Here is an 11732-nt window from a genome sequence, read left to right on the forward strand (position 1 = left end):
CGCCCCGCTGGGCCATCTGCCCTGCAGACGTCGTGGCGACGTCAACGCACCACAGGGGGTGAGATGGCACGAGGAAACAACCACGGAGCACTCGACGAACTCGATCGTCGCCTCATGGAGGTACTGCAGGCCGACGGCCGCAAGCCCTTCACAGAGATTGCCGCCGCATTTGGCGTTCCCGAGTCAACCATCCGCGCCCGGTACAAGGGGCTCGTTGACCGCGGCGCTCTAAAGGTCATTGCCGTGGCCGATCCGCTCAAGGTTGGCTACCCACTGATGGCCATGATCGGCGTGCGCTGCACTCCCGCCGCACTCCTCACAACCGCCAAAGAGCTCGAGGCACTTCCGGAGGTGAGCTACTGCGTTGTGGTGGCTGGTGCGTACGACCTGCTCATTGAAGTGGTCTGTGAAGACAATGATGCGCTGCTGACGTTCCTCACCGATCGACTGCGCTCCATCGCTGGTGTGCTCGAAACGGAGACATTCGTGTACTTGCGAATCTTGAAGCAGAACTACGAATGGGGAACGACCCCGACCTGACCGCCTGAGCGGCTCGGCCGGGGTCGCCCGGTATTTCCTAGTGCGCTCGAGTTACGCGGCGCGACGCTTCGATCGGCCGACGAGTGCCGCTGCGCCGATCCAGGCGAGCAGTGCCGCCAAGATGAGTGCTGGCAGTGTGGTCGTCCAGCCGTTCTCTTCCTCACCCGCTCCCGCCATATCCATGGCGAAGAGTGGCATTGCACCAACGGCGGTGCCGTCAGGCAAGAGGCAGGCTGTGAGGCCCGGATCCGTTAGGTCTACATCGGCGGCGCATGGCTCGAGTGAGGCGCGGAACTCTTCCATCCAAGTGGTGTAATTCGTGGCCCAATCGGTGCTGCCATCAACACCACCGGCCATCAGGATCGGGAAGAGCGAGCCATCTGGAAGCAGGCACGGCAGAACCGTGTCGCTCGAAACTGGCGCGTTTGGATCGGTGATCCCCTCTGGGCAGGCGCTCGCCTCACCGTTGAGTGTGCGCCAGTACGGCTCAGGGACCATTCCGCCACTGCGACCTGTTAGTTCAACAAGCGCTGCAGGTGCATCGACCGGGAGCAGGTCACCCTGATGGCTATCAAAGGTTGCTGCGCCAGTGAGTGGATCAACCTGGTAGACAAAGCTGTGTCCGTTGAGGCAACCTGATGCGCAGTCGTTCCATCCGTAGGTGTAGACAACGAACCAGGTGGTGTCGATACCTGCCTCGCCCTTAACGTCGTAGTACTTCGTGGCGCCAATCAGTGCGCCGTCGTTGTAGGTGAATTCGTCGAATGGCCCACCGGCGGCAAGTACCGCGGCGTGTGCATCAGCGGGAGTGGCGATCGGAAGTGTGCCGCTGTAACTGCCGACCGAATACATCACCGCCTCAGGGGTGGCATCTGGGGATGGAGCCTCGTCAGCTGCAGCTGCGGGGGCAACAGCCACCAGCAGGAGGGCGAGCGGGAGGAAGACCTTCAGGAGTGATCGCACGGTTCACCTCAACTTCAACTCTGTGTGGGGAGTATCCCCATCACCATCGTAACGAGCGAGCGGGGCTGGCGGTTCCCGAGAGGGGTCAGCCCGCCTGGTCGAAAGGCTGTGGGAGCCACTCGCCCCCTGCGAGAGCGTGGAGCTCCCCGAGCGAGATGTCGAACCAGGCGCCGTGAAGCGTGAGGCTGCCGGCGCGCTCGCGCTCGGCAATCCAGGGGAAGGTGCGGAGATGCTCCAGTGACTGCTGCACGCTGAGATGCTCGATGAGCCGATGGCGCTCTTGCGGGACGCCTGTGGTCGAGGCTGGGGTTCGCTCATCGAGCGTTTTGAGGTCGGCAACCCATGAGCCGATGAAGTCGGAGTCAGTCAGCCGCGATGCTGGATCGAGCGCCGCCGCAACGCCGCCGCAACGCCCGTGCCCCATCACCACGATGGAGGTGACCTCAAGGCTAAGGACGGCAAACTCGAGGGCTGCACTCGCGCCATGGCTCTTGGCATCTGGTGCGTACACCGGGACAAGCGCAGCGACGTTGCGCACCACGAAGAGTTCGCCTGGGCCAGCGTCAAAGATTGTCTCTGGGGCAGAGCGGGAGTCGGAGCAGGCGACGATCATCGTGCGCGGCTTCTGGCCCTCGCGTGCAAGCTCGTCATAGCGCACGCGCTCGTCGTTGTAACGGCCGGCGCGGAAGCGACGGTATCCGGCGCTGAGGCGCTCCGAGAGGGGCTGGCTCGTCATGGCGTCAGTCTAAACGAGGCGGTCAAGGCGACCAGATCTGAGGGCAATAGAGGGGAGGTTGTGGTCGGGGCGAGAGGATTCGAACCTCCGACCTCCTGCTCCCAAAGCAGGCGCGCTACCAAGCTGCGCCACACCCCGACATGCTCATCCTAAACGCTCCTCCCAATCGGGTGGCATCATCACCCTATGCCTGCTGAATCCACGCCCAAAACGGGCTCCCTCCGAGCCGCCGCCGCATCAGCCATCGTGCCCGGACTCGGCCAGTGGCTCGACAGACGTCGCCGCGCAGCACTCTTCTCCGCCCTCCCCCTGGTCGTCTTCCTTGTCGTGGCGCTCGGTGCCCTCCTCCTCTTCGGCGTAGTGCGCACCGCCGCCGCGATTGCCACGCCAGGCCGCCTCACGCTGCTCTTCGCCCTCCTGCTCCTCTCAATCCCATGGCGCATCCTGGTGACCGTCGATGCTGCCCGCGGTACGAGGCGCACTCGCCGCTCGGCGATCCTGCTCGCGCTCGCCCTTTTGATCTCAATTGCGCCGCAGGCCGGTGCGGCGGCGATTGTCTACCGCGCCAAGGTCGCGGCGACCGGCGTCTTCTCGGGATTCGGCACACCAACTCCGGATGGTTCAGCTGCGGAGAGCGCCACACCAACACCGCCACCACTCGCCGATCGATTCACGATGCTGCTCATCGGCGCCGACACCATGGGGCACCGCACCTCGTTTAACACCGACTCGATGATCATCGTCAGCTGGGATCGCATCGGCGGTTACGTTAGTACCGTCTCTATTCCTCGTGATCTGGTTAACGTACCTCTCGGCAACGGCGATATCTTCGGGCCGAAGATCAACTCGCTCTGGTCGTATGCGCTGCGCTATCCGAAGAGGTTCCCCGAGGGCCCGGCCGTTGCGCTCAGCACCGCACTGGGCAGCGCGTTCAACGTGAAGATTGATGCGACCGCCGTCGTCGTGATTCCAACCTTCGTCAAGATTATTGACCAGCTCGGCGGCGTTGACCTTACGATCCGACGCACCATTCTTGACGTCTCCTATCGAACCAACATGGACGGGGCACGACTACCCGCCGGAAACTGGCACATGAGTGGTGAGTGTGCGCTCGCCTACGCGCGCATTCGCAAGGCGCCAGGGACTGACGACATGACCCGTGGTCCACGACAGATTGAGATCCTGCTCGCCGCCCGCGATGAGTTGGCGCGCAGCGAAAATTTTGTTGGCAATGCCCTCGCCCTTCTTGATGTGATTGGCGATGGGGTGCGCACCGACCTCAACCCAGCCCTGATTCCGCAGTTGGCTGAGGCGGCCGGATCGTTTGACACGAGCAAGATCGTGCGTGCCGTGATCCAGCCAGGGGACACGATCCTGCGTTATCGACATAAGGGCGAATACAGCCCCTTCGGCTCGGTCGTCTTCTTTGACGCTGCACGCATGCTGATGCTCGGAGAGCGCCTCTTCCCAACCCCTGGCACACGGCCGTGGAGTTTCCCGGCAACTGCAAGCGAGCCGAAGCTCGGCGCAGAGGCAACCTTTAGCCCCGCGCCGCTCGCGAGTGGGGCCTCCCCCACGCCAACCGCGACGCCATCACCATCGCTGACCCATCCGTTCCCAACGCTCGCCTCGTGCGACGCTGGGCTGCCGCTGCCGCGCTACACCCCAACCCCAGACCCAACGGCGCCACCGCCGAGCGCAACGCCGAGCCCGACGCCCACAGAGTCAAGCACGCCGTCACCACTGCCATCCGCGCCGTAGAATCCCCCCATGCCTTCACTGCAGCACAACCTTTTCGGGTGGATCTTGGGAGCGATTGCGGCGCTGAAGCCGCCTCGAGACGATGCGCATGCCCGTGCGATGTTCGCGCGAATGCACAGCCAGAAGCCTGCGCTCCCGCCGAAGGGAATCCTGAAGACGGTGAGCGCAGAGGTTGATCAGACGCTTGGCTTCCCGGTGTGGACTCTTACCCCAAAGAGCGGCAGTACTGGCGTGGAGATGGTGTATCTGCATGGCGGAGCGTATGTGGGTGATGCTTCGATCATTCACTGGAACCTGTGCGCAGAGATTGCCCGAACGAGTGGCGCCACGGTTGTACTGCCGATCTATCCACTGGCGCCTGAGGCAACATGGTCCACATCGTTTGATGCTCTCCTGACGTTGGCGCGAGGGAGCGGCGCCAGTGCCCCCGTGCTGATGGGTGATTCTGCCGGCGGTGGGCTTGCACTGGCGCTTGCGCAACGCGTCGCCGCAGGCGGTGGCTCACCGCGTGTCGCACTCATCTCGCCTTGGCTTGACGTGACCATGTCCGATCCCAAGACGCCAACATACGACCGCGCCGATCCCATTCTCAGCGCGCCATTTCTTGAGGTTGCGGGTCTCTTCTGGGCCGGCAGCGATGATCCTCGTCGCGCTGAAGTGAGTCCGCAGTTCGGTTCGCTCCGCGGAATTGGCGAGCTGCTGCTCTTTAGTGGCTCGCGCGACGTGCTCTACCCACAAGCGCTCCGGCTGGTGGCAGATGCGAAAGCCGCCGGCGTCTCCTGCACCGCCTATCTTGAGGAGGGCCTGGTGCACGTGTATCCGCTGCTACCCATCCCCGAGGCGAAGGGGCCGCGCGCGGCGCTTAGCGCGTTTGTTCGAGCTCACTCCTAAGCGCTGCTGCAACCAAGGCGGCGGCACGGCCGCGATGGCTGAGCGCATCCTTCTCTGCGGGTGCTCGCTCCGCCATCGTTCGTCCATCCACCTCAAAGATCGGGTCGTAGCCGAAGCCGAACTCCCCTCGCGGCGCTGTTGTGAGAGCGCCAGCGCACTCACCACGGAAGGAGCGCTCTGAGCCGTTGACGGGATCAATCAGCGCCATGGTGCAGACGAAGCGCGCCGATCGATCGGTGACTCCCGATGTTTCGGAGAGAAGCTTCTCGTAATTCTGTTGGTCGGTGGCATCTGGCCCTGCATAGCGGCGCGTGTACACACCTGGTGCACCGTTCAGTGCCGCCACCTCAAGGCCAGAGTCGTCGGCGAGCGTCCATTCGCTCGAAGCCTCTGCGTACCAGCGAGCCTTCTGCATGGCGTTCGCTTCAAATGTTGCGCCATCTTCTGGGGCTTCGTCGGTGATACCAAGATCGCGCAGGGTCACCAGGTCAATCGGCAGATCACCGAAGAGGCGCTGTAGCTCGATCAGCTTATGTGCCGAACCGGTCGCGACGAGGAGCCGCCGTCGCGGCGCGATCACGCGCCGGCGAGGGTGTCGCGCTGGAACTTGATGAGGTCGGCGATCCCAGCGTCGGCAAGCTTCAACATCTCGTCAAGGGCGGTGCGGTGGAACGGATCCTGTTCAGCCGTCCCCTGCAGTTCGACATAGTGGCCAGCGTCGGTGGCGACCACGTTCAGGTCGACATCAGCACGGCTGTCCTCTTCATACGGCAGGTCGAGAACGGCCTGGCCGTCAACGATGCCGACCGAGACGGCGGCCACGTTGCGCACCAGGTGCGCCTCAAGCTTCTTCGCACGCATCGCAATGGCAAGGGCGATCCAGCCACCGGTGATGCTGGCGCAGCGGGTGCCGCCGTCGGCAACGAGCACGTCGCAATCAATGAGGATTGAGCGCTCACCGAGTTTGGTCAGGTTGACCGACTGCCGAAGGGCGCGGCCGATCAGTCGCTGGATCTCGTGGGTGCGGCCGCCCAGCTTGCCGCGGACCGCCTCGCGATCGGAGCGTGTGTTGGTTGCACGTGGCAGCATGCTGTACTCGGCGGTGACCCAGCCGGTCCCCTTGCCGCGAAGGTGTGGGGGCACGCGCTCTTCAATGGAGGCGGAGCAGATCACCACGGTATTGCCGATCGAAATAATGGCGGAACCCTCAGCCCACTTCTGGACACCGAGTTCAATCTTCAGATCGCGGAGTTGATCTACGGCGCGCCCATCGGCTCGTACCTTGCTCATCGTGCCCCCTATCCTTTCGCTTCGCGCTCGGCGGCCTTCGCCTCATCCCAGAGCGCATCTAATGTGGTGAAGTCTGCATCTTTTAGCACGATCCCGCGTGAGGCGGCTCGGCGCTCGACTTCGCTGAAGCGGCGCCGGAACTTGTCGTTGCCCCCGCGAAGTGCCGCCTCGGCATCAATGCCGCTGCGGCGACCCAGGTTAACGATGACAGCGAGCACGTCGCCCAGCTCCTCTTGCGCGTGTGCCAACGCGGCAGCGCTTGATGCCTGCGTGCTGGTGATCTGGTCGGGGTGCCCAGCCTCGGCGAGTGCCTCATCGAGCTCGGCCAACTCTTCGCTGATCTTCGCCCGTACGCCGTCGAGGGTTGGCCAATCGTAGCCAACGGCACTGGCGCGGTCTTGCAGTTCGCGACTCGCCGAGAGCGCCGGGAGCCCGCGGCTCACCCCGTCAAGCGCACCCTTGACCTTCTCGCCATCGCCAGCCGCGGCGCGCTCACCCGCCTTGATTGCCTCCCAGTTTCGCTGCACGTCGCGCGTCGTCGCCGCACTCGCGTCGCCAAAGACATGTGGGTGTCGACGAACGATCTTGCGCACGAGACCATCCTGCACATCGGCAAGATCGAAGTGGCCACGCTCCTGCGCGATTTGCGAGTGCAGCACCACCTGAAGCAGTACGTCGCCAAGCTCCTCGGCGAGGTCGGCGATCGCTCGTGGTCGCTCGCTCTCACTCGCTGATTCAAGTGCCGCGATTGCGTCGTGCAGCTCCCATGCCTCTTCAATGAGGTGCTTCGCCAGCGAGGCGTGGGTCTGCTCGCGATCCCACGGGCAGCCATCGGGGGCTCGGAGTCGGGCGCTGAGCCAGGGCATCGTCCACGGTGTGGCGAGGGCATCAAGCGGCTCAAGCCCAGCGATATAGATGGCTTGGTCAGCGACTGCGCCACCGGATGCGCAGGAGCCAAGGGTGCTGGCACCGCCACTCGGCAGCAGCCTCACCGCTCGTTCGGCGCCGTAGAGGCGCGAAAGGAGTGCGAAACCTGAACCACTGCGGCCCGGCAACTGGTCACTCGTCGTTGCGCTGTCGAGCAGCACGATGAGTGGGCGCGCCGTGTCAATGGCAACGGCACCGCACTGACTTAGCGCAACGATGGTTATGCCGTTCGTTGGATCTAGGCTCGCATCGGCACGTTGCGCAGCTGCGATGAGGGCGTCAATCGATCCGCTGAACGCCTTCGCGGTCACGGAGTTGGCGAAGCCCCAGCCTCCTGCACCACGGCTCCGTCAACCGCCACGCGCGCCGCGGAGCGATAGCGGTCAAGCCAAATCGAGAAGCCGCTCGCCTTGATACCTGTGATCTGATCGGCCGTCAACGCACGCATCTCCACGCCATCAACATGGACGATGAGATAGGTCTTTGAGCTTTCAACGACAGCGCTCGTTCCGCCAGCCTTTAGGCCCCACACTACACTGCCGAGCTCTGGGGTGACCGTGTACTTCGGCACGTAGCCTGGGCTTGCGAAGTTGAGCTCTTCAATTGTATCTGTGGCGGTGGTGGCGGCCTTTTTGAAGTCCACGCCATCGGCGGCGAGCGCCGTAGCGAGTTCGTCAAGGCGATCCTTCAGCGAAGCTCGGCGCGCGTCGAATTGAATCACGTGATAGCCGAACTGCGTCTTGATTGGCCCGAGGATGTCGTTGTGCTTCACCCCGCCGGCCCAAATGGCCACCTCGAACTCTGGAACGTAGGTGCCCTTTGGCGCCCATGCCAAGAGTCCGCCGTTAGCCCCAGAGGTCTTATCGTCGCTCTTCTTCGCCTCACTCTGAAAACTGGAACCGTTCTTGAGGCGAGCAACCAGGTCGTTCGCCTCCTTCTCGGCGGCGGCCCAGGCCGGATCAGCTGGATCGAGGTTGCCTGCGGTATTCGGATCATCCTTTGGGCTAAAGAGGATGTGGCTCACTTGAACCTGCTCGGCATCCTTCTCTGGAACGGTAGCCGCGACGTAGCTGACCTCGCGTTGCTCGACTGGGCCAGCGAGCAGCTGTGCCGTGATCTTGTCGCTGAGGGCGGTCTGCAACGCGCGCTCCTCGGCCATGCGCTCATAGAGGCCGCGGTCAATCCCTGCATCGCTGATCTGCTTCTCAAAGTCTGGATCAAGTTTCGAAGCCTGGGCTTTCTCAAGGCGGAAGATGACAAACTGATTCTCGGAACGTGCGATGACGTCGGTGATCGGCTGCGTAGCGCCATCTGCTGCTGGAGCGAGTGCCCAGGCAGCTGCATAAGCGAGATCCTCTGTTGGATCCTCGGCCTTCGTGGTCCAACCAACGAGCCCGCCAAGTTCAGCATATGAGTCGGTTGAATCACGCTTTGCAATTGTGGCGAAGTCGCCACCCGCCTTGATCTCGGTGAGGATCGCCTCGGCCTTCGCCTTCGCTGCTGCGCGTGTGGAGGCGGTCGGCTTCTTGATCTTCGTGTCGTTTGCCGCGTCAATGCTGATGCGGCGGAAGAGTCGTAGCTCTGGAAGGGTTGTCTCCTTCGCCCATTCAATTGCAAACGCAGCCGGGTTAGCAGTGACCTCATTGGCGGCCGCGAGGTCGCGAATGAGAAGCGTGTCGACCATGTCGGTCGTGACCTGATTGCTAATCGCCTGCGCCTGGTCGTTGAGCGCCTTGAGGGCAGCGTCACCGGCGCTGTTCGTCATGGTGCCAGCGGCAACACGCGCACGAACACGTGAGCCCTGGAGCGCGATCTGAAAGGCCGTGACTTCGGCGCGCGCCTTGGCCTCAGCTTTGTTGATTGATGCGCTGTTGACCTCAACTGCAGGCGCCCACGTGCCCTGATAAACGGAGTATCCGGCAACTCCGACGAGGAGGGCCCCAGCAAGGGCGATCGCAATAACAAATGAGAGGTTGGTCAGCGCCGTTTTGTCGGCGGCCTGAAATCGGGCGGCGGCTCTGGCGCGTAGGCGTGCGATTGGGTTCATGCTCAGTGATCCTCCTTCAGTCAGGGCCTAGTTATGGGCAGTATAGGGGGGGCGGGTGCTATTCTCGCCCTCTCATGACGACCCACAGCACGGAACTGACCGTCGGCAGGCCGCGCCGGGGCAGCATTGGCACCATTCTTGAGAGCCTCGCCTCCCTTGTGGAGCGCCGCCGCCTCGTCTGGTACCTGACGATGTCCGAGATTCGGAACAAAGGGGCAAACTCCCTGCTGGGGAACATCTGGTGGTTCCTCGACCCAGCTCTCCAGCTCTTCGTCTACTTCCTCCTGGTCAGCGTCATTTTCAATCGCAGTCAGCCGGCAATCCTCCTATTCCTCGGCTCCGCCATCCTCCCCTGGAAGTGGTTCTCCGCTGCGCTCGCCTCAGCCACGACCTCGGTTCGCGGCCGCGAGCAGGTGATGCGCCAGATCGCCTTTCCCCACATCGTTCTGCCAGCCTCTTCCGTATTTGCAAGCGTCGCGAACTTCATTTTTGCCCTCGTCCCGCTCGGAGCGCTCTATCTGCTCTACCCTGATCGCCTCAGCCCTTGGTCACTCGCTGTTCTTCCTGTCGCAGCGGTGCAGTTCCTCTGGACAGTTCCCATCGTTATTGTGCTGAGCGCGGTGGCGGTCTTCTTCCGCGATATTTCAAACTTCATCCCTCATGGCCTTCGTATCTGGTTCTATCTCTCTCCTGCACTCTTTCCGCTTGAAAAACTCCAGGCGCTTGGTGATAAACACCCGTGGTTTGGCTTCTTTGTCGCCATCAACCCATTCACCTGGATCTTCTCCGGGTATCGCGACGCTCTCTACTATGGTCGCCCCCCTGAGTGGGGGGCGCTCGGCATCCTGGCACTCGCCTCTATTCCAGCGACCCTGCTCTCAATTTATTTCTTCCGACGAGTCTCACCACTCTTTGTCAAGGTGCTCTAAGTGGCGCAGCGCAAGAGCACGCGAACGAAGGTTGCACCTCTACCAATCTTACTCACGGGTCTTGGCGTGCAGTACGACCTGCGTCTGAGCAAAAAGCGCAAGCTCCGCGATACGGTGCTACGCGACGGCCGACACTCCCAGAGCGGCAAGTTCTGGGCACTGCGCGACGTTGACTTTCGTGTTGAGGCGGGCGAATCCGTCGCGGTGATTGGGCCCAATGGTGCAGGTAAAAGCACCATGCTGCAGGTGCTAGCCGGCATCCTGGAGCCTTCGGTCGGTAAGGTCGCCGTTCGCGGCAAGATTGCCACGCTCCTACAGCTCGGTGCCGGCTTTGACCCGGAACTGAATGCGCGCGAAAACGCGCTCCTCGTTGGTGAGTTCCTCGGGATCCCCCACAGGGAGATGGTGCGACGAGTGCCAGCGATTCTTGAATTTGCTGGACTCGGTGAATTCGCCGAGGCTGAGGTCCGCACGTACAGCACAGGAATGCGCGCACGCCTTGGGTTCAGCGTCGCCACCTCGGTTGAGCCCGACGTGCTGCTCCTTGATGAGGTCCTCTCAACTGGGGATGCCGCCTTCATCGAAAAATCGCGTGGCCGAATCACGGAGCTCATGAAGCGGGCGCGGGCCATAGTGTTCGTGACGCACGATCTCGACTCTGCAGCCACGTTCTGCACGCGCGCTGTTGAACTTGAGGGTGGCAGGATTGTGGCGGACGGACCAGCAAAAAAAGTGATCGCCGCCTATAAGAAGAAGATGGCGAAGCGTTCGGCTACGGTGTCACGCTCGGCTCAGGTAGCCCGCCGCGGTAATTCAGGATTACGAGCAACGTCCTAACGGAGTCTAAGTCGAGGGTCGGCTGCACATCTGCGCTCTGCAGCACAGCCGAGGCGACGCTGTTCACGGCGACCACTCGGCCTACAGAGAGCCCTCGCGGGAAGGCTGATCGCAGTGTCGGGCCGAGCTCAATTCCAGAGGTGGTGATCTCCGCCCCAACAAGCACCTGGCGTTGTGCGTCGACATCATCGAAGGCGAGCGGGTTGGCGGCACGCCCGCGAACCTGCCCGATCGCACCGGTTGAGGCGACCTCAGAGGTGACCGAGAACTCGGGGTCGGTGAGGAGACGGACCTGGCAGCTCTGATCGGAAACCTGCACAACGCGCCCTGCGAGTGAGGCGCCCACCCCAATGACGACGTCACCAATCTTTACGCCATCGGCGCTCCCAACATCGAGAATTATGTAGCGCCGATCAATCGCGAAATCCCGCGCAACAACCTGAGCCGCAACCGTTGCAAACGAGGTTGTCGCACGCAGGTCGAGCGTCGCCTGGAGCTCCGCTACCTCACGCTCAAGACTGGCAATGCGGGCGGCCTCAGAGGCGAGCTGATCGCGCTCCCGGAGCAGCGCTGCGAGGCGAGCCTGGAGACTACGAATGTCGACGAAGAGATCGCGAACCGATACGGCCCCTCGCCCCACCGCGGCAACGGGCTCGCTGAGGGTGCGCACCACCTGTCCCACTGCACCTTGCACGGCAAGAACTGGCGCGCTGCCCGAGAGTAAGAAGAGGAGCCCGTTGAAGAGCAACACAACGCCAACGGCGACAAGGCCAGCCTGCGGATTACGCTCTCCACGATCGCGGGGGAGCAT

Annotated in this window: 12 protein-coding genes and 1 tRNA gene; 5 read left to right on the forward strand and 8 right to left on the reverse strand. The window is 62.7% G+C overall.

Annotated features, from left to right (window positions below; translation table 11 throughout):
- Nucleotides 1-63: 63 nt before the first annotated feature.
- Nucleotides 64-540, forward strand: a complete 477-nt coding sequence (locus tag AC3LCN_RS00060) for an Lrp/AsnC family transcriptional regulator (protein WP_488648049.1) — start codon at nt 64-66, stop codon at nt 538-540.
- A 51-nt stretch (nt 541-591) separates the two neighbouring features.
- On the opposite strand, the gene AC3LCN_RS00065 is transcribed toward AC3LCN_RS00060, so the two are convergent.
- The 3 genes from AC3LCN_RS00065 to AC3LCN_RS00075 all read right to left on the reverse strand — a co-directional run bounded on the left by AC3LCN_RS00065 (nt 592) and on the right by AC3LCN_RS00075 (nt 2377).
- Nucleotides 592-1503, reverse strand: a complete 912-nt coding sequence (locus tag AC3LCN_RS00065; RefSeq protein WP_488648050.1) for a hypothetical protein — start codon at nt 1501-1503, stop codon at nt 592-594.
- A gap of 85 nt (nt 1504-1588) precedes the next feature.
- Nucleotides 1589-2239: a carbonic anhydrase gene (locus AC3LCN_RS00070; RefSeq protein WP_488648051.1), complete on the reverse strand. Its 651-nt coding sequence runs from the start codon at nt 2237-2239 to the stop codon at nt 1589-1591.
- Nucleotides 2240-2300: 61 nt separating this feature from the next.
- Nucleotides 2301-2377, reverse strand: a tRNA-Pro gene (locus AC3LCN_RS00075).
- A 48-nt stretch (nt 2378-2425) separates the two neighbouring features.
- Here AC3LCN_RS00075 and AC3LCN_RS00080 point away from each other — a divergent pair.
- Nucleotides 2426-4000: an LCP family protein gene (locus AC3LCN_RS00080; protein WP_488648052.1), complete on the forward strand. Its 1575-nt coding sequence runs from the start codon at nt 2426-2428 to the stop codon at nt 3998-4000.
- Nucleotides 4001-4009: 9 nt separating this feature from the next.
- Nucleotides 4010-4891 carry an alpha/beta hydrolase fold domain-containing protein gene (locus tag AC3LCN_RS00085; protein ID WP_488648053.1) on the forward strand — a complete coding sequence of 294 codons (882 nt, stop codon included), beginning with the start codon at nt 4010-4012 and terminating at the stop codon, nt 4889-4891.
- Here AC3LCN_RS00085 and rdgB read toward each other — a convergent pair.
- The 4 genes from rdgB to AC3LCN_RS00105 are packed head-to-tail and all read right to left on the reverse strand — an operon-like array spanning nt 4863 to nt 9155.
- The gene (gene rdgB / locus AC3LCN_RS00090) at nt 4863-5471 is read right to left on the reverse strand and encodes an RdgB/HAM1 family non-canonical purine NTP pyrophosphatase (RefSeq protein WP_488648054.1); all 609 of its coding nucleotides are present in this window, start codon (nt 5469-5471) and stop codon (nt 4863-4865) included. The genes AC3LCN_RS00085 and rdgB overlap by 29 nt on opposite strands.
- A complete protein-coding gene (gene rph, locus AC3LCN_RS00095) occupies nt 5468-6181 on the reverse strand; it encodes a ribonuclease PH (RefSeq protein ID WP_488648055.1) in 714 nt (237 codons plus the stop codon). The genes rdgB and rph overlap by 4 nt, the downstream gene beginning before the upstream one ends.
- A gap of 8 nt (nt 6182-6189) precedes the next feature.
- On the reverse strand, nt 6190-7419 hold the full coding sequence (gene mazG, locus AC3LCN_RS00100; RefSeq protein ID WP_488648056.1) for a nucleoside triphosphate pyrophosphohydrolase: 1230 nt from the start codon (nt 7417-7419) through the stop codon (nt 6190-6192).
- Nucleotides 7416-9155 carry a peptidylprolyl isomerase gene (locus AC3LCN_RS00105; protein ID WP_488648057.1) on the reverse strand — a complete coding sequence of 580 codons (1740 nt, stop codon included), beginning with the start codon at nt 9153-9155 and terminating at the stop codon, nt 7416-7418. The genes mazG and AC3LCN_RS00105 overlap by 4 nt, the downstream gene beginning before the upstream one ends.
- Nucleotides 9156-9229: 74 nt before the next feature.
- Between AC3LCN_RS00105 and AC3LCN_RS00110 the strand changes: the two genes are divergently transcribed.
- Both AC3LCN_RS00110 and AC3LCN_RS00115 read left to right on the forward strand, forming a co-directional pair.
- Nucleotides 9230-10084, forward strand: a complete 855-nt coding sequence (locus AC3LCN_RS00110; protein ID WP_488648058.1) for an ABC transporter permease — start codon at nt 9230-9232, stop codon at nt 10082-10084.
- Nucleotides 10085-10921, forward strand: a complete 837-nt coding sequence (locus AC3LCN_RS00115; protein WP_488648059.1) for an ABC transporter ATP-binding protein — start codon at nt 10085-10087, stop codon at nt 10919-10921.
- Here AC3LCN_RS00115 and mreC read toward each other — a convergent pair.
- Complete coding sequence (gene mreC, locus AC3LCN_RS00120; protein ID WP_488648060.1) at nt 10857-11732, reverse strand: rod shape-determining protein MreC; 876 nt, start codon at nt 11730-11732, stop codon at nt 10857-10859. The genes AC3LCN_RS00115 and mreC overlap by 65 nt on opposite strands.

Source organism: Candidatus Limnocylindrus sp. (assembly GCF_040397215.1).
Classification (GTDB): Bacteria; Chloroflexota; Limnocylindria; order Limnocylindrales; family Limnocylindraceae; genus Limnocylindrus.